This window comes from Isoptericola sp. NPDC056134 (assembly GCF_042264825.1).
GTDB lineage: Bacteria > Actinomycetota > Actinomycetes > Actinomycetales > Cellulomonadaceae > Isoptericola > Isoptericola nanjingensis.
This window is the reverse complement of sequence record NZ_JBHJVM010000020.1, coordinates 3,209-20,998: the sequence shown is the minus strand read 5'-3', so window position 1 is coordinate 20,998 and position 17,790 is coordinate 3,209. Positions and strand designations below refer to the sequence as shown.

Annotated in this window: 15 protein-coding genes; 9 read left to right on the top strand and 6 right to left on the bottom strand. The window is 76.1% G+C overall.

Going from position 1 to position 17,790, the window contains the following annotated elements; all coding sequences use genetic code 11:
* Positions 1–194: 194 nt before the first annotated feature.
* From ACFCZN_RS16870 to ACFCZN_RS16860, 3 genes are all read left to right on the top strand, one after another.
* Complete coding sequence (locus ACFCZN_RS16870; RefSeq protein ID WP_429767106.1) at positions 195–1,676, top strand: sensor histidine kinase; 1,482 nt, start codon at positions 195–197, stop codon at positions 1,674–1,676.
* Positions 1,677–1,717: 41 nt separating this feature from the next.
* Positions 1,718–2,386, top strand: a complete 669-nt coding sequence (locus ACFCZN_RS16865; protein ID WP_430557531.1) for a response regulator transcription factor — start codon at positions 1,718–1,720, stop codon at positions 2,384–2,386.
* A 193-nt stretch (positions 2,387–2,579) separates the two neighbouring features.
* Positions 2,580–3,833, top strand: a complete 1,254-nt coding sequence (locus ACFCZN_RS16860; protein WP_430557508.1) for an acyltransferase family protein — start codon at positions 2,580–2,582, stop codon at positions 3,831–3,833.
* 6 nt (positions 3,834–3,839) lie between these two features.
* Here the strand turns inward: ACFCZN_RS16860 and ACFCZN_RS16855 are convergent, their stop codons facing one another.
* A complete protein-coding gene (locus ACFCZN_RS16855; RefSeq protein WP_429767133.1) occupies positions 3,840–4,658 on the bottom strand; it encodes an RDD family protein in 819 nt (272 codons plus the stop codon).
* 48 nt (positions 4,659–4,706) lie between these two features.
* Here ACFCZN_RS16855 and ACFCZN_RS16850 point away from each other — a divergent pair, with 48 nt between their 5' ends.
* On the top strand, positions 4,707–5,696 hold the full coding sequence (locus ACFCZN_RS16850; protein WP_429767101.1) for a stage II sporulation protein M: 990 nt from the start codon (positions 4,707–4,709) through the stop codon (positions 5,694–5,696).
* Between the two features lie 19 nt (positions 5,697–5,715).
* Here the strand turns inward: ACFCZN_RS16850 and ACFCZN_RS16845 are convergent, their stop codons facing one another.
* The 5 genes from ACFCZN_RS16845 to ACFCZN_RS16825 all read right to left on the bottom strand — a co-directional run bounded on the left by ACFCZN_RS16845 (position 5,716) and on the right by ACFCZN_RS16825 (position 11,437).
* Entirely contained in the window at positions 5,716–7,125 is a 1,410-nt protein-coding gene (locus ACFCZN_RS16845; protein ID WP_430557507.1) for a DUF58 domain-containing protein, read from the bottom strand.
* Between the two features lie 13 nt (positions 7,126–7,138).
* Entirely contained in the window at positions 7,139–8,080 is a 942-nt protein-coding gene (locus ACFCZN_RS16840) for an AAA family ATPase (RefSeq protein ID WP_430546798.1), read from the bottom strand.
* A 167-nt stretch (positions 8,081–8,247) separates the two neighbouring features.
* Positions 8,248–9,531 (bottom strand): DUF4350 domain-containing protein, encoded by a 1,284-nt coding sequence (locus tag ACFCZN_RS16835; protein WP_430557506.1) that lies wholly within the window; start codon positions 9,529–9,531, stop codon positions 8,248–8,250.
* Positions 9,528–10,226 (bottom strand): DUF4129 domain-containing protein, encoded by a 699-nt coding sequence (locus ACFCZN_RS16830; protein ID WP_430557505.1) that lies wholly within the window; start codon positions 10,224–10,226, stop codon positions 9,528–9,530. Before ACFCZN_RS16830 ends, ACFCZN_RS16835 begins: the two co-directional genes overlap by 4 nt.
* Positions 10,223–11,437 (bottom strand): glycerophosphoryl diester phosphodiesterase membrane domain-containing protein, encoded by a 1,215-nt coding sequence (locus ACFCZN_RS16825; RefSeq protein ID WP_429767094.1) that lies wholly within the window; start codon positions 11,435–11,437, stop codon positions 10,223–10,225. The genes ACFCZN_RS16830 and ACFCZN_RS16825 overlap by 4 nt, the downstream gene beginning before the upstream one ends.
* A gap of 203 nt (positions 11,438–11,640) precedes the next feature.
* Between ACFCZN_RS16825 and mtrA the strand changes: the two genes are divergently transcribed.
* The 5 genes from mtrA to hpf all read left to right on the top strand — a co-directional run bounded on the left by mtrA (position 11,641) and on the right by hpf (position 17,620).
* On the top strand, positions 11,641–12,321 hold the full coding sequence (gene mtrA, locus ACFCZN_RS16820) for an MtrAB system response regulator MtrA (RefSeq protein WP_429735004.1): 681 nt from the start codon (positions 11,641–11,643) through the stop codon (positions 12,319–12,321).
* Positions 12,308–14,092, top strand: coding sequence for an MtrAB system histidine kinase MtrB (gene mtrB, locus ACFCZN_RS16815; protein WP_430557504.1), 1,785 nt, complete (start codon positions 12,308–12,310; stop codon positions 14,090–14,092). Before mtrA ends, mtrB begins: the two co-directional genes overlap by 14 nt.
* Positions 14,089–15,837, top strand: coding sequence for an LpqB family beta-propeller domain-containing protein (locus ACFCZN_RS16810; RefSeq protein WP_430557503.1), 1,749 nt, complete (start codon positions 14,089–14,091; stop codon positions 15,835–15,837). Before mtrB ends, ACFCZN_RS16810 begins: the two co-directional genes overlap by 4 nt.
* A 108-nt stretch (positions 15,838–15,945) precedes the next feature.
* On the top strand, positions 15,946–16,920 hold the full coding sequence (locus ACFCZN_RS16805) for a ComF family protein (RefSeq protein WP_430557502.1): 975 nt from the start codon (positions 15,946–15,948) through the stop codon (positions 16,918–16,920).
* Between the two features lie 34 nt (positions 16,921–16,954).
* The gene (gene hpf / locus ACFCZN_RS16800; protein ID WP_429767087.1) at positions 16,955–17,620 is read left to right on the top strand and encodes a ribosome hibernation-promoting factor, HPF/YfiA family; all 666 of its coding nucleotides are present in this window, start codon (positions 16,955–16,957) and stop codon (positions 17,618–17,620) included.
* Positions 17,621–17,790 lie beyond the last annotated feature (170 nt).

Here is a 17,790-nt window from a genome sequence, read left to right as displayed (position 1 = left end):
CGTTGGGGGGGCCGCACCGACGTAGGGGCAGAGATCGGGCCCCCTTTCAAGCACACAAAGAACACTGGCTACCACAACGCCCACTAACCCCCCCCCCCCCCAACGCCCCCTCCCCCTACACGTGGGCCCCACCCCCCTGCCCCAGGGTGGCACACCGGATGTCGGCGCGGCGCCGCGGGCGGCAGCCTGGAAGCATGACCAGCATGACGTCCACCGACGGCCAGGTGCCGCCGCCCGCGACCCCGCCGACCCCGCCGCCGGCCACGCAGCCCGCCGAGCGTCCCGCGGTGTCCCCGCGGGCGACGTCGGACGGGGCGCCGCCGTTCCTCCTCGCGCCGTTCGACGGCCGGACCTGGCGCGCCTACGGCTTCCTGTGGCTCGCGCTGCTGCTCGCGCCGTTCGCGCTCGCGTACGCCCTGTTCACCGTGTCGTTCATGGCGGGCGTCGCGGTGACGGTCGTGGGCCTGTTCGTGGCGGGCGGCGTGCTGCTCGGTGCGCGCGGCTGGGCGTCGGTCTACCGGCGGATGGCGGTGCGTTACCTCGGCGTCGAGATCGCCGAGCCCGCGCCGCGCCAGCCGCGGAAGGGATTCTGGCGGCGCCTCGGCGGGATGCTCGGCGACGCGACCGCCTGGCGCGGGCTGCTGTACATGGTGGTGACGTTCCCCCTGGCGATCGCGGCGTTCGTGGTGAGCACCGTGTTCCTCGCCGTCGCGCTCGGCGGGATGACGCACTGGTTCTGGTCGCGCTGGCTGCCGCTGCAGCAGGCCGGCGACGGCACGTGGCACCGGGGCGCGTCCTTCGGCACGGACTGGTTCGTCGACACGCCGGCCCGACAGCTCCTGCTGGCGGCGGTCGGCCTGATCCTGTTCTACCTGTGGCCGCAGGTGCAGTCCCTGTTCGTCGGCCTCTTCCGGATGCTGGCTGAGGGGCTGCTCAGCCCCACGCGGGCCAGCCTGCGGGTGGCGTACGCCGAGCGCGCCCGCGCCGTCACCGTCGAGGACGCCGACGAGCGCCTGCGCCGCATCGAGCGCGACCTGCACGACGGCACCCAGGCGCACCTCGTGGCCGTCGCCATGCAGATCGGCGAGGCGCGCGAGCTGCTGCGCGACGGCACGGACGGCACGGACGGCATCGACACCGCGGAGCTCGCCGCCGTCCTGGAGACGGCCCACTCCAGCACGAAGGACACGCTCGCCGAGCTGCGCGAGCTCGCCCGCGGCATCCGCCCGCCCGCCCTGGACGCCGGCCTCGCCGTCGCCCTCGAGACGCTCGCCGCGCGCGCCGCCCTGCCGGTGCGCGTGCACGCGGTCGGGCTCGACGGGGCGGACCTCCCGCCCAGCGTCACCGCCATCTCCTACTTCGCCGTCGCCGAGCTGGTCGCCAACGCGACCAAGCACGCCCGGGCGACCGGCGTCGACGTCGTGGCCGGCGTCGAGCCCGTCGCGGACGCCGCGACCGGGGCCGCCGTGCGTGCGCTCGTGCTGCGCGTGCACGACGACGGCGTGGGCGGCGCCGCGGTGCGTGCCCCCGACCCGTCGGGCAGGGGCAGCGGCCTCGCCGGGCTCACGGACCGGCTGTCGGGCGTCGACGGCACGCTCCGGGTGGTCAGCCCCGCGGGAGGGCCTACGGTGATCACCGTGACCATCCCGCTGCCCGCCCCCGGGTCCCGCCGATGACGCCCGGGGCGTCGACCGGCCCGGCGACCGGCTCGGGCCCGCTGCGCGTCGTCGTCGCCGAGGACTCCGCCATCCTGCGCGACGGCCTCGTCGCGCTCCTGTCCCGCCGCGGGCACGACGTCGTCGCGGCGGTGCCCGACGGTGACGCCCTCGTCCGCGAGGTCACGACCCTCGCCGCCGCCGGCGCCCTGCCCGACGTCCTCGTCGCCGACATCCGCATGCCGCCGTCCCACACGGACGAGGGGCTGCGTGCGGCCGAGGCGCTGCGCGCCGCGCACCCCGGGCTGCCGGTGCTCGTGTTCTCGCAGTGGGTCGAGACACGCTACGCGTCGCGGCTGCTCGAGGGCGACCCGCGCGGCGTCGGCTACCTGCTCAAGGACCGCGTCGCCGACGTCGGGGACTTCGTCGCCGCGCTCGGCCGCGTCGCGGCGGGGGAGACGGTGCTCGACCCGGAGGTGGTGCGCCAGCTCATGGGCGCGCACCGCTCGCCGGAGGACGACGTGGCCCGCCTGACGCCGCGCGAGAAGGAGGTCCTGGAGCTCATGGCGCAGGGCCGCTCCAACGGCGCCATCGCGGAGCAGCTCTTCCTGTCGTACGGGGCGGTGGAGAAGAACGTCGCCGCCATCTTCACGAAGCTCGACCTGCCGCAGGACTCCGCCGACCACCGGCGCGTGCTCGCCGTCCTGCGCTACCTGGGCGTCGACGCCTGACACGTCAGGAGGCCCGCGAGCTGTCAGGGCCACGACCAGGCATTCGTGCACGTGGTCCTGACAGGTCGGCGGGGGATGTCCCCCGGGACGGTGCGGGGGAGGTGGCGCGCGGGGCGGGGGTCAGGCCCATGTCGGACGACGTCGCAGGTCACGAGGCTGGAGGGGTCCTCGTCGCCCAGCCTCAGGAGCCATCGTGGCCGTCCTCGACGCCCCCGCCCCACCTGTCCCGTCCGCGCCGCCGTCCGTCCGGCGTCGGCCCGACGTCCCGGCCGCGCGGCCGCACGCGGCGCCCGTCGCCCGGCCGCGCCGAGCCCGCGACCCGTTCGTCGACGTCGTCCGGGCGCTCGGCACCCTCGGGGTGGTGCTGCTGCACTGGCTGATGGCGGAGGCCACGTGGGACGGGCGGACGCTCCTCGTCGGCAACGCGCTGGGGCACGGCGCCGGGTGGCTCGTGACCTGGCTGCAGCCGTTGGCCCTGCTGTTCTTCGCGGCCGGCGCCTCCGCCGGGTACCAGCGTGGGGCCACCGTCGTCGGCGGCCGCGGCTGGGCCGGAACCGTCCTGGCGCGGCTGCGGGCGACGGCCCGGCCCGTCGGGGCGTTCGTCGGGGCCTGGGCGCTCGCGGTGGCCGCGCTGCTCGCGCTCGGGGTGCCCGACGACGCGGTGTGGCGGATGGCGCGGATGGCGCCGCAGCTGCTGTGGTTCCTCGGGGTGTGGGTGGTGCTCATGGCGCTCACGCCGCTGCTGCGCGCGGCCTGGCAGCGCTGGCGGTGGGGCGCGCTCGCCGTCGCCGTGGCGCTGCCGCTGGCGCTCGACGCGCTGCGGTTCGGGCTGCCGGGTGAGCTCACCGGCGCGCTGGCCTGGGCCAACGTGCTCCTCGCCTGGGCCGCGCCGTTCCTGGCCGGGATCGCCTACGCCTCCGAACGCAGCGTCCCACGCCGTCCTGCCCTCGACCGGACTACCGGCGCCGCCGCCGACCCCCTCGCCGGCCGCACGGCCCGGCTGCTCCTCGCCGCCGGAGCCGTGGCCGCGGTCGCCGCGACGGCCGTGCTGGTGGCGGTGGGCCCGTACCCGCTCAGCCTCGTCGGGATGCCGGGCGACGAGATCTCGAACCTCGGCCCGCCGACGGCGCCCGTCGTCGCGCACGCCGTCGCCCAGGTCTGCCTGGTGCTGCTGCTCCGGACGGCGCTCGTGCAGCGCGCCGCGACCGGGGCCGGAGCGCGGGCCGTCGGTGCCCTGGCCCGCCGCTCGATGACCGTCTACCTGTGGCACCTCACCGCGATGTTCGCCGTGGTGGGGGTCGCGCTCCTCGGGCTCGGGCAGGAGCTGCCGGCCTCGTGGGGCGCGGACTGGTGGGCGTCGCGCCCGGTCTGGTTCGCGGCCTACCTGCTGGTCCTGTTCGCCCTCGTGCGCGTCTTCGGCCGCTTCGAGGACCGTCGCCGTTCGTGAACGTACTCAGCGGGGCGGGTCGGGGACGGCGTACGGCAGGCGGTGCAGGGTGGCGGCGCGCGCCTCGGCCCGCGCCTGCTCGGCCTGCCCGCGCTCGAGCTCTCGGTCGCGTCGCTCGTGCAGGACGGCGTGCAGGAACGCCTCGGGCGGCGTGCCGGGCGGCGGACCGGGGGCGACGAACGGCTCGACGCGGCCGGCCAGGTCGTCGGCCAGGCCCGCGCGGGACGCGGGCGCGAGCCGGGGAGCGCGGTCGAGGAACTGCCGGGCGGCAAGGGCCAGCCCGTCGGGCAGCCGTCGGATGTCGGCCGTGCGGGCCCAGGCGGCCAGCTCCGGTGGCATGGCCAGCGGGACCGTCCGGGCGCGGCCGCCCCGCACGCGGATGACGTACGTGCCGGCCAGCAGGTCGCCGAGCCGCTTGCCGCGCGCGTTGGACAGCGACGCGACCAGCGCGACGCTGCCGGCCGTCAGCCACAGCTCGCCGATGCCCACCAGAGCCCGCGTGAAGGCGTGGCGGAAGCGCACCGGGCCACCGTCGTCGCGCACGACCCGGAGGCCCGTGATCAGCTTGCCCAGCGAGCGGCCGCGGCTCAGCGTCTCCACCGTCGTCGGGATCACGACCATCACGAGCGCCGCGGCGACGACGCCCGCCACCCGGGCCCACTGCTCGTCGATCGCGACGTCCTGCAGGGCCACGACGACCAGCAGCGTGATCCCGACGATCGCGAGCGCCGCGAGGTCGAGCAGCGCCGCCAGCGCCCGGCTGACGAACGACGCCGGCCGTGCGTCGAGCACCACGCCCTCGCCGATGACGATCCCGTCCTGCATGTGCATCTCCCGCTCGTCCGACGTCTCCCGTGTGGAAGGGTATCGACCGTGGACCTCGACGCCTTCACCGCCGTGCACAGCCCGCAGTGGGAGCGGCTCCGCGTGCTCACCCGCAAGCGGCGCCTCGACGGCGCCGAGGCCGACGAGCTGGTGCGGCTGTACCAGGCGGTCGCGACGCACCTGTCCACGGTGCGGTCGGCCGCGCCCGACCCGGTGCTCGTCACCCGGCTCTCCGACCTGCTGAGCCGGGCCCGCGTGCGCGTCACGGGCACGCACGAGCCGGCCTGGGCCGACGTCGTCCGCTTCGTCGCGGTGACCGTGCCCGCGGCGCTGTACCGGGTGCGCTGGTGGACGCTCGGCGTCGTCGTGGTGTGCCTCGCGCTCGCCGTCGTCGCCGGCTACCGCGTCGCCACGGACCCGGAGGTCCTCGCGCAGATGGGCACGCCCGCCGAGCGCGAGGCGTACGTGAACGAGGCGTTCGCGTCGTACTACGACCCGGGCGCGTCCTTCGCCGCCATGGTGTGGACCAACAACGCGTGGATCGCCGCGCAGTGCGTGGGCCTCGGGATCACCGGCGTCTGGCCGGCCTACGTGCTGATCCAGAACGCGGTGGGCGTGGGCGCCACCGGTGGGATGATGGCGGCCTACGACGAGCTGGACGTGTTCCTGCAGCTCATCGCGCCGCACGGGCTGCTCGAGCTCACCGCGGTGTTCGTCGCCGGCGCCGCCGGCCTCAAGCTCTTCTGGACGGCGGTGTCGCCCGGACCGCGGCCGCGCACCGTCGCGCTGGCGCAGGAGGGGCGCGCGCTCGTGACCGTCGCGATCGGGCTCGCCGGGGCGCTCGCGGTGTCCGGTCTGATCGAGGGGTACGTCACGGGTTCGGCGCTGCCCTGGTGGCTCAAGATCGTCATCGGCGCGATCGCGCTCGCCGGGTTCTGGGTCTACGTCGTCGTGCTGGGCCGGCGCGCCACCGCGGCGGGGCTCACGGGCGACCTGGACGCCGACCGCGCCGGCGAGGTCGTCCCGACCGTCGGCTGAGCGCCCACGACGCTCGGGGTCAGAGGCGGCCTGCGGCCTTGAGCGCGAGGTAGGTGTCCGCGAGCCGGGGAGCGAGGTCGTCCGGCAGCGCCTCGACGACCTCGGCGCCGTGCTGGCGCAGCACGGTGGAGACGGCCGCCCGCTCCAGGTCGGCACGAGCGGCGGCTGCGGCGTCGTAGACGGCGGCCGCCGACGACCGGTCGGCGCGCAGCCGGGCGGCGTCCGCGTCGGCGACGGCCGCGACGACCACCTGGTGGGTGCCGGAGAGCCGGTCGATCACGGGCAGCAGGCCCGTCTCGACGGCCGCAGGGTCCAGCGACGTCAGCAGCACCACGAGCGAGCGCTGCGCGACCCGCTGGCGCACCTGCCCGACGAGGCCGGGCCAGTCCGTCTCCAGCAGGGCGGGCTCGACGGTCGACAGCGACTCCGCCAGCGCGGGCAGCAGCCGCGGGCCGGACGCGCCCGCGACCCGGGCCCGCAGCGCCCGGTCGTACGCCAGCACCTGCACGCGGTCGCCCGCGCGGTCGGCGAGCGCCCCGAGCAGCAGCGCGGCCTCGATGCCCGCCTCCAGCCGCGTGCCGCCGAGCGACGACGGCGCGTCGTCGTCCGCGCCCTCGGGCGCCCGCTCGGTGTCGGCCGCGGCGGCGGTGCCGATCCGTGCGGCGGACGTGCGGCCGGTGTCGAGCACGATCACCACGCGCCGGTCGCGCTCGGGCCGCCAGGTGCGCACGACGACGTCGCCGCGGCGGGCGGTGGCGCGCCAGTCGATCGAGCGCACGTCGTCGCCCACCACGTACTCGCGCAGCGAGTCGAACTCGGTGCCCTCGCCGCGCACCTGCACGGCGGCCCGCCCGTCCATCTCGCGCAGCCGCGCCAGCCGGGAGGGCAGGTGGCGCCGGCTGGCGAACTCGGGGAGCACGCGCAGCCGGGCCGGCACCGGGATCGACGCCTGGCGGGCTGCGACGCGCAGCGGCCCGAACGAGCGGACCGTCACCGGCCCGGCGGCGCGGTCGCCGCGGCGGGTCGGCCGCAGCGGGGTGCGCAGGCGGGCGGACTCCCCGGGCGGCAGGTCGACGTCGTGCCGGGCCGAGCGGGCCACCAGCGGCTCGCCGGCCACCGCGCCGTCGGTGCGCAGGGTCGCGTCCGGCACGAGCGACGGCGGCCAGGCGTCGCGGACGACGGCGCGCAGCCGCCGTCGCGCGGTGTTGGTGACCACCAGCTCCGAGCGGGCCGTCGTGCCGAGCCGCACGGAGCGGGGGGTGCGGCGCTGGAGCGCGACGGCGCGCGGGGACGCGGCGAGGGCGACGTCGACGGCGCACACGGCCGCCACGACCAGCGCCCACACCACGACCGTCCCCGGCACGGGGAACAGGACCACCGGGATCACCCCGAGCGCCGCCAGCACGACGGCGCGCCACGTCAGCGCCATGTCCGGGTCCCGCTCAGCGGGGGACGGGGACGGTCGCGAGCACGGTCGTGAGGACGCTCTCGGCGGTGACGCCCTCGAGCTCCGCCTCGGGCCGCAGCTGGACGCGGTGCCGCAGCGTGGGGTGCGCGAGCGCCTTCACGTCGTCGGGCGTCACGTACGAGCGCCCCGACAGCCAGGCCCAGGCGCGCGATGTCGCGAGCAGCGCGGTGGCGCCGCGCGGGGACACGCCGAGCGAGAGCGAGGGGGAGCGGCGGGTGGCGCGGCACAGGTCGACGGCGTAGCCGAGAACCTCGGGTGCCACCTGGACCTGTCGCACCTCGGCCCGCGCGGCGGCGAGCTGCTCGCGGCCGGCGACCGCCCGGACGCCCGCGGCGCCCAGGTCGCGCGGGTCGAAGCCGGCGGCGTGCCGGGCCAGCACCTCGATCTCCTGCTCGCGCTCGGGGACGGGAAGCACCACCTTGAGCAGGAAGCGGTCGAGCTGCGCCTCGGGCAGCGGGTACGTGCCCTCGTGCTCCACCGGGTTCTGCGTGGCGATGACGACGAACGGGTCCGGCAGGGGCCGCGGCGTGCCGTCGACGGACACCTGACGCTCCTCCATCGCCTCCAGCAGGGACGCCTGCGTCTTCGGGGGCGTGCGGTTGATCTCGTCCGCGAGCAGCAGGTTCGTGAAGACCGGCCCCTCACGGAACGAGAACTCGGCCGTGCGCGCGTCGTACACCAGGGACCCGGTGACGTCGCCGGGCATGAGGTCGGGCGTGAACTGCACGCGCTTCGTCGACAGGTCGAGCGACGCGCCGAGCGCCCGCACCAGCAGGGTCTTCGCGACGCCGGGCACGCCCTCGAGCAGCACGTGGCCGGAGCAGAGCAGCGCGATGAGCAGGCTCGTCACCGCGGAGTCCTGGCCCACGACCGCCTTGCCCACCTCGCTGCGCACGCCGGCGAGCGCGGCGCGCAGCTCGCGGGACGGGGTACCCGCGGCCTCCGGCGCCGGGGGAGCGGCCTGCGGCGCGGGGGGTGCCGGCGTCGCCGGGGCGCCCGGGGTGGTGGTCGACGCTGTGGTCGACGCGGTGGGCTCGGCAGGGGCCGCGAGCGGCGTGCCCTGCGGGTTCTCGTCGGGGGTCGTCACGATCGGTGGACCTCGCTCTCCAGGGTGTCGAGCCGACGCGCGAGCTCGGTGAGCGCGTCGTCGTCGTGGGGTGGTGGGCCGTACAGCAGGTCGGCCACGTCGTGCGCGGGCCGGCCGGTGGCGCGGGCGACGGCCTCGGTGAGCGCCGTGGCGTCGGCGGACCGGGGCACGCCCAGGCGGCGCGCGACGGTCTCGGCGGTGGCGGCGCGCAGGCCCGCGGCGGCGTGCCCGCGGGACCGGGTCCGCCGGTAGAGGCGGCCACGGCCGCGGGTGGTCTCGGCGGAGCGGACCACGACCGGGAGCTCCTCCGCGGCCAGCGGTCCCAGCCGGCGGGCCCGCCACACCGCGGCGACGAGCACGACCAGCAGCGCCCACAGGCCGACGACGCCCGCCCAGGGCGGCAGGACGCCGGCGCCGGCGGACGGCGCGCCGGCCTCGCCCGTCGAGCTCGTGTCCAGCGGGTCGGGCACGAGCCACACCAGCGTCTCCTGCGCGCCCAGCAGGCCCAGCGCGAGCGCCGCGTCGCCGTGGTCCAGCACTGCGCCGTTGGTGACGAAGGACGGGTCGTCGACGGCGGTCACGACCCGCCCGCCGGCGCCTCCGGCCGGCTCGACGCGCGCCAGCGCCGCCGGCCCGTCGACCGGCCAGCAGAGCGTGACGTCGGTGGCCCCGGGCTCGGCCTGGAGTCCCGGCGTGAGCCACATCGTGCCGGCGCGCGTGGCGAGCGGGAGGTCGCACGCCGGCTCGACGGCGAACGCGGGGGCGGCGGCCCCGGGCGTACGGCTGACGGCGCCGTCGGTGGCCGCGCGCACCAGCTCGTCGTCGGCGCCGAGCAGCACCAGGTCCGCGTCGACGCCGGCCAGGGCGTCGACCTGCTCGGGCAGCAGCATGCTCCCGGGCGTCACGAGCAGCGTCGTGCCCGGCCCGGCCGCCGCGACGGCGTCCGCGACGCGGGTGACGTGGCGGACCTCGACGCCCTGCCGCCCGAGCACCTGCGCGACGGCGCGGGCACCGGTCGGCTGTGCGTTGTCGGGCGCGTACGGGGTGGTGGACGTGGCCGGGCGCTGCACGGCCAGCACGGCCACCACGAGCGCGAGCACCCCGAGCACCAGCAGCGTCCAGCGGGTCCGGCGCCAGCGGTGGGCGGTGCGACCGCGGCCGGTGGTGCCGTCCCCCGTCACGACCGGCGAGACCACGGCGTCCGGCGAGCCGGCACCCACGGTCTGGCCCTCGACGGTGCCCCGGGTCGAGCCGGGCGTGGTCGGCGTCGGTGCCGTCACGGCGTCCCCACCCCGTCCGGTGCCGCGGCGGCCGCGAGCGGCGCGGGCCGCAGCCCGCGCACCTGCTCGTCGAGGTCGCGCAGCCGGCGGTCGTCCTCCGGACCGGCGGGCAGCGTGCCGTAGCAGACGTCGTCGAACAGGCGGGCCGCGTCGTGCAGCTCGGCGGTGACGACGGGCAGCCGCGTGGCGGCGTCGTGCGCGGCCTCCTGCGCCGTCCGCCCCGGGCGCTCGTCCAGCACGACGCGCTCCTCCAGGGAGCGCACGAGCGCGCGGAACCGGTCCAGCACGGCCGCGGACCAGTCGCCGCGGGCGGCCGCGTCGTCGGCGGAGGCCCGCAGCTCGGCCGCGGTGCGCTCGTCGCCGTCGAGCACGACGACGGAGCGCCGACGACGGCGGGCCAGACGCACGGGCCCGGCCACCCACCAGGCGAGCGCGGCGACGAGCACCACGACCACCACGACCACGAACGCGAGCGGGAACCGCCCCTCGCCGAGGGTCAGGCCGTCGAACAGGTCGCCGAGCCAGGTGAGCAGGCGCTCCAGCAGCGACGGCTGCGTGGAGTACTCGGGTCGCGACAGCTCCTCCAGGAGCCAGCGGTGCGCCGTCTCCCGGTCGGGGTCGACGGGCACGGCGGCGGGCACGTCGACGAGCAGGGTCGTCACGACCCCGTGCACCATCGCCGACACACCGCTCACGCGAGCATGCCGGGCGGGGGTCCGGGTCGGGCGCCGGGCTCGCCGCCGGGCCGCCCGCCGTCGGACGCCTGCGCCGCCGCCGCGAGCTGCACGTCCAGGCCTTCGCGGCGCATCCGCACGTCGATGTAGAGCAGGGCGACGACCGCCGCCACGAAGATCGTCGTGATCGCGGCCGAGATGACCGACGACAGCACGCTCATGACCACCGTCGCGGTGGTGAACGACTCGGTGCTGCCCCCGGTCCCGCCGATCACGCCCGCGATGAGGCCGAGAGGGATCGTGATGATGTACGCGGCGGCGCTCACGATGATCATCGCGAGCAGGTAGATGCCGAACAGGCGCCAGAAGGATCCGCGCGTCAGCCGCCAGGCGCGCGCGACCGTGCTGCCCAGGCCCTGCCCCTCGAGCGCCAGCGCGGGCGCGACGAGCCCGATGCGCACGCCCAGCCACACGACGACCACGACGTATCCCGCACCGAGCAGGAGCCCGAGGCCGACGGCGGCCCCGGTGGACTGCTCGCTCACGAGGGCCACGAGCAGGACCAGGACGAAGAACCAGACGAACGTCCCGACGGCACCGGCGAGCGAACGCAGCAGGGCCCAGCCGATGAGCCGGCCGACGCGCCCGCGGAGCCGCTCCCAGACCTCGCCGAGGCTCAGCTTGCGGCCGATGACCGACTGGCTCACCGAGACGGTGAGGATGCCCTCCACCACGGGCTGGGCGAGCAGCAGGGTCACGCTCATGCCGAGGGACGACGCGAGCGTCTGGGCGATGAGGTTGTCGAACCCGAGCTCGGTGATCTCCGGGTCGGACTCGGCCAGCGTGGAGAACGACGCCGAGAGCGACGGCACGATGAGCTGCGCGACCAGCACGCCGAGCACCGTCGCCACGAGGATCACGAGGGTGGCGGCGCCGAGCATCACCTTCGGGTTGTGCCGGATCGCCGTGAACGCGCCGTCGTAGATCTCGCCGAGCGACAGCGGGCGCAGCGGCACGACGCCGGGCTTCGTCGCCGGCGGCGCGGCCGGCGGCTGCGGGCCGTAGGGGCTCTGCCCGTACTGCTGCCCGTACTGACCCTGTCCGTACTGCTGCCCGTACTGCCCGGGGGCGGGCGGCTGCGGGGCGCCCTCGGGCGCGCGCTGGCCGTAGCGGGGCGGCTCGGGGGCGTCCCCCCAGCCGGACGGCGGCTGGGGCTGGTCGGGCGTGCTCATCGCGGCCTCCCGGGCTGCAGGGCGGTCGGGTCGTGCCGACGCGACGTCGGCGGACGGGACTGTCGGGGCTGTGCTGGTGGCGTTGCTGGCGGAGTGCTGGAGGGACCGGCTGTGACGCCGGTCGCCCCGACCCTAGTACGGCGCGCCCGCCCGCTCACGCGGCCTTCCACCGGACCTGGCGCCGTGGCTGGCAGAATGGCCGCATGAAGTCCCGTGTCCTGGTGGTCGACGACGACACTGCGCTGTCCGAGATGATCGGTATCGTCCTGAAGTCCGAGGGGTTCGAGCCGACGTTCTGCGCCGACGGCGACGGTGCCCTCGTCGCCTTCCGCGACGAGCAGCCCGACCTCGTCCTGCTCGACCTGATGCTGCCCGGCAAGGACGGCATCGAGGTCGCCCGCGAGATCCGCGCCGAGTCCGGCGTCCCGATCATCATGCTCACCGCCAAGACCGACACGGTCGACGTCGTGCTCGGCCTCGAGTCCGGCGCCGACGACTACGTGACGAAGCCGTTCAAGCCCAAGGAGCTCGTCGCCCGCATCCGCACCCGGCTGCGCCGCAACGACGACCCCGGCCCCGAGCGGCTGCGCATCGGCGACGTCGAGATCGACGTCACCGGCCACAACGTGGTGCGCGACGGCGAGCGCATCAGCCTCACCCCGCTGGAGTTCGACCTGCTCGTGGCGCTGGCCCGCAAGCCCTGGCAGGTGTTCACCCGCGAGGTGCTGCTCGAGAAGGTCTGGGGCTACCGGCACAGCGCCGACACCCGCCTGGTCAACGTGCACGTGCAGCGCCTGCGCTCCAAGGTGGAGCGCGACCCCGAGAACCCGACGGTCGTGCTGACCGTGCGGGGCGTGGGCTACAAGGCCGGTGCCCCGCGCTGAGCCCGCCGCACGCCGCGTCCGCCGGACGTGGCGGCGGTGGCGCGCCTGGACCGTCTCGCGGACCCGGTACCTCGTCCGGCGGTGGCGGTCGTCCCTGCAGCTGAGGGTCGTGACGTCGGCGCTGGCGCTCGGCGTCGTCGCGGTCGCGCTGCTCGGCCTCTACCTGTCGGTCTCGATCCGCGACGGGCTGTACGAGCAGCGCGTCGACCGCATCGAGCGCGAGAACGCCTCGATGACCGAGCAGGTGCGCAGCGCCTTCGACTCCTCGCCCGCGACCTCGAACTCCGACCTGCAGCTCCTGCTGGCGCAGATGGTGCGCACGCTGGCGGCCGGGGCGTCGAGCGCGCAGGACTTCCTGCTGCTCAGGCCCCCCGACCAGCCGAACCGGCTCGCCGAGACGGGCACGCAGATCGGTCTCAAGAGCATCATCGGCGAGGACCTGCGGGAGGCGACGCGCGCCACCGAGGGCCAGGTGCTGCAGTCCACGCAGATCCCCGCCGAGTACACGGACACCGAGGCGCCGGAGCCGGGCGTCGTCGTCGGGTCGACGGTCGAGGTGCCGTCCATCGGCACGTACGAGCTGTACGCGATCTACTCCCTGCAGGCCGAGCAGGAGACGCTGTCGTTCGTGCAGCGCACCCTCGCGCTCGGCGCGCTCGCGATCCTCGCGCTGCTCGGCGCGCTCACGTGGGTCGTGACCCGGCAGACGGTCGCGCCGGTGCGCCGTGCGGCGACCGTCGCGTCGCGGCTGGCCGACGGGCACCTGGACGAGCGGCTGCCGGACGCCAAGGGCCAGGACGAGATGGCGACCCTCACCCGCACGTTCAACGAGATGGCCGGGAACCTCGAGGACCAGATCGCGCGGATGGAGGAGCTGTCGGCCGCGCAGCGCCGCTTCGTCTCCGACGTCTCGCACGAGCTCCGCACGCCGCTGACCACGATCCGGATGGCGGGCGAGGTCATCCACGCCTCCCGCGACGAGCTCGACCCCGCCGCCCGCCGCTCCGCCGAGCTGCTGTACACGCAGCTCGACCGCTTCGAGATCCTCCTCACCGACCTGCTGGAGATCAGCCGGTTCGACGCCGGCGCGGCCGTGCTCGACGTCGAGCAGCGCGACCTGCGCGACGTCGTCGCGGCCGTGGCGGACACGTCGATGCCGCTCGCCGAGACCAAGCACGTCTTCCTGTCGGTGACGCTCCCCGACGAGCCTGCGACGGCGGACGTCGACCCGCGGCGCGTCGAGCGCATCGTGCGCAACCTCGTGGTGAACGCCGTCGAGCACGCCGAGGGCAAGCCGGTCGAGGTCACGGTCGGGGTCGACGCCGACGCGGTCGCCGTCGTCGTGCGCGACCACGGCGTGGGGCTCGCCCCCGAGGACATCGACCGCGTCTTCCACCGCTTCTGGCGCGCGGACCCCGCCCGCGCCCGCACCACCGGCGGCACCGGCCTGGGTCTCGCGATCTCCCTCGAGGACGCCCGCCTGCACGCGGGCCGCCTCGAGGCGTGGGGGCGCCTCGGGGAGGGCGCGAGCTTCCGGCTCACGCTGCCGCGCCGGGCCGGGATCCGGCTGCACGGCTCGCCGCTGCCGCTCGAGGGCCCGTCGACCGGCGTCACGGCGCCGCCCACCGGCCAGCTCCCGGTCGTGAACCCGCCGACCGGCCCCACGCCGACCGCCATCCCGGAGCTCGGGGTCGTGGACGCCGACGGCGTGGACATCGCCCACGCGCCCGTCCCGTCCGTCCGGCCGGACGACGAGGAGGAGACCCGATGACGACGCCCCGCACCCCTGGGCCCGTGCGCGGCCCGCGCCGTCGGCTCGCGACGCTGCCTGCCGCCCTCGTCTCCGTCCTGGCCGTGCTCGCCCTCACCGTCGCGTGCGCCCGCATCCCCACGAACGGGCCGGTGCGCGACGGTGACACCGAGCTGGAGAACATCAGCGAGATCGGCTACATCGCCTCCGGCCCCGCGGCCGGCGCCAGCCCGGACCAGGTGGTGCAGGGGTTCCTCAGCGTGGCGCAGCTGGGCCCCACGTCGAGCTCGTCGTTCGCCGTCGCGCAGGAGTACGTCACGGACGCGGCGTGGGAGGGCTGGGACCGGTACGCGCGCGTGCTCGTGCTGGAGGAGGACCCCGAGCTGGACCTCACCGACGTCCCCGCCGACGCGACCGAGACGACGGTCGACGCGACCGTGCGCGTGGTCGCGACGCTCGACGACCGCGGGATGTACACCGAGGAGGCCCGGACCAACGAGTTCACGGTGTCCTTCGGCCTGTCGCGCAGCGCGGGCGGGGAGTGGCGGATCTCCCAGCTCGAGGACGGCCTCATGCTCCCCGCCGCGTTCTTCGGCCAGGCGTTCCACCCGACGACGCTCTACTTCCCGACGCCCGACCTCGCCTGGTGGGTGCCCGACCTGCGGTGGTTCCCCCGCCAGACCTGGCGCACCGACGCGACCAGCGAGATCCTGGCCGGCCCGCCGGAGTGGCTGCAGGACTCGACGACGACCGTCATCCCGGAGGGGACGTCGCTCGCCATCGACGCGGTGACGGTGACCGACGACGGCACCATCGACGTGAGCCTCACGTCCACGATCTCGCAGGCCAGCGCCGACCAGCGGGCGCTCGCGACCGCACAGCTGCAGGCGTCGCTCGCCGAGGGGGAGGGCCGCACCGTCGTGCTCTCCGTCCAGAACGCGCCGCTCACGTCCGACGAGGTCCCGTCGATCTCCGCACCCCGGACGTCGGGGGAGGCGCTCGCGGTCTCCGACGGCGAGCTCGTGCGCGTCGTCGGGCGGGAGCTCCGCGAGCCGGACGAGCCCGTCTCGCTCGCCGGCCTCGACCCGACGGCCCTCGCCGCCGGCCCCGGTGACGAGCCGGTCGTGGTGCGCGACGGCACGCGGCGCATCGTCCGCGTCTCCGGCGACGGCGCGCCCGACGTGCTCCTGTCCGGCGCAAAGCTCGTGGCGCCGTCCGTCGACCGGTTCGGCGCCGTGTGGAGCGCGCAGGGCTCGGAGCTCCTCGTGGCGATGCCGTCCGGCGCGGTGCGGACCCTGGACGTCGACTGGCTGTCGTCGCGGACCGTGCGGTCCGTGCACGTGTCGCCGGAGGGCGCCCGCGTCGCGATCGTCAGCTCCGGCCCCAGCGGTCGCCTGGTGCACGTGGCCGGCGTGGTCCGCGACGCCGAGAACGTCCCGACCGGCCTCTCGGCGCCCGTGCAGGTCGGCGCCTCCGTGCGGCAGGTGACGCAGGCGGCATGGCAGGACGAGGCCGTGCTCGCCCTGATCGGCCAGGAGGCCGACGGTGACGCCGCGGTCTTCCTCTCCGGTGTGGGCGGTCTCGCCGGCCAGGGCGGCTTGTCCCGGGCGCAGCCCGGCGTCCCGGAACCGAGGTCGGTGACGGCATCCGTCGGGACGGGGGCCATGCTCGCCATCGACAGCGGCGGCACCCTGTACTCGCGACAGAGCTCCGCGCTGTGGTCGATGGTGTCCGACGGCGTCGACCTGGTCGCCTACCCGGGCTGACGCCGCCGCAAATGGAGACGGGGGCCCGAGGCTGCCCCCAGGCAGCCGTCGTCCCCAGGCCCCGGCGCGGGCGACCGCGCGGCGTCGCGGGCGGGGCACGCTGCCCGCATGCCCTCGACGACGACGACCGCGCCACCCGTCAGGTGGCTCCGCGAGCTCGGCCGCCTCGTCGTGCCCGTGTGGTGCCCCGGCTGCGGCGCCCACGACGTGCCCTGGTGCCCGGCCTGCGAGGCCCTGCTCGGCGGCCCGCCGGCCCGCGTCGAGGCCGCGGCCGGGCGCCTGGACCGGCTCGACGGCGTCCCCGTGCTGCCGGTCTGGGCGCTCGCGGCCTACGCGGGTCCGGTGCGCGAGCTCGTCGTCGCGTGGAAGGACCGTGGACGCGCCGACCTCGACCGGCTCGTCGGCCCGCCCGTGCGGTCGGCGGCGCGCGCGGTCGCGGCGCTGGTCGCGCGCGCCGTCGACGGGCGACCGCTGCTCGTGGTCGGCGCACCCTCCACGGCGGCGTCCCGCCGGGCGCGCGGCCGCGACCACGTGCGCGTCCTCGCCCGCGCCGCCGCGGCCGGGCTGCACGACGCGGGGCTCGGCGCGACGGTCGTCCCTGCGCTGACCCGGCGCGGCCACGGGCGCGACCAGGTGGGCCTCGGCGCGCGCGCCCGCGCGCGCAACCTCACCGGGTCCGTGGTGACCCGTGACCGGGTGCTGGCCCGCGCCGGCGGGGACCGCCCCGCGGTCCTGCTCGTCGACGACGTGGTCACGACCGGCTCCACGCTCGCGGCCGCGGAACGCGCCCTCGAGGACGTCGGCGCGGACGTCCTCGGCGCCCTCGTGCTGGCCGCCACCCCGCCTCCCGGGGCCGTCACGAAAGAGGTGAGGAACCTCCTCGCGCCACCGGTATCCCTGGCACGCGAGAGGGGGTTAGCCTGGGGGTCCCACGCGGGCGAGACGCCCCCGAGACCTCGGTCCGGGCCGCTCGCCCGTGCGACCCACGAGCTGTCCGGACTCGCGTCCGGCGACCCGGGAGGTGGTGCCGAGCACGGTGCCCCGGACGGGGTGCCCAGACGGACAGACCCGGGCCGCTCGTGAAGTGGGCGGCCTCACGACGAAGTGGAGCAACACGATGGAGATCGTCGTCGTCGGCAGGCACACGGAGGTGGCGGACAGGTTCCGCCGGCACGTGGAGGACAAGCTGAGCAAGGTCACCCAGCTCGCACCGGCCGCTCGCCGGGTGGACGTGGAGGTGACGCGCGAGAACAACCCGCGGCTCTCCGAGGTCCGGGAGCGGGTCGAGCTCACCGTGCACGACAAGGGGCCCGTGATCCGCGCGGAGGCCGCGGCGGACGACCGGTTCGGAGCCCTCGACATCGCGTTGGACAAGCTCACCGAGCGGCTGCGCCGATCGCGCGACCGCCGCAAGGACCACCGCCGCCGCGCGGGCGGCGACGTCCTCCCGTCCGTGGACGTCCGCCCCTACGACGAGGTCGCCGCCACGGAGGCCGCGGCCCAGCCGTCCGCGCCCGTCGCGCTCGCCGAGCCCGGTGACGCCGTCGAGGAGCAGCTGGGCGACTCCCCGGTGGTGATCCGGCGCAAGCTGCACCACGCCGAGCCGATGACCGTCGACGACGCCGTCTACCAGATGGAGATGGTGGGTCACGACTTCTTCCTCTTCATCTCGAAGGAGACGGCCCGTCCGTCCGCGGTGTACCGCCGCCGGGGCTGGACGTACGGCGTGATCGAGCTGGACTCGACCGTCGGCGGCGTGGAGCCGGTGACCGAGCTGACGTGATCTGACACGTGCGACCGCAACCTTGGTTGCGGTCAGCGCGGGTAGGGGGTTTTTTTTTGGGGAAGGGGTCCCGGAGCCACAGAAACCCCCCCCCCCCCAAAGGACCAAACCCCCCACAAAAAACCCCCCCCCCCCCCCCCCCCCCCCCCCCCCCCTTCCCCCGAGGAGAA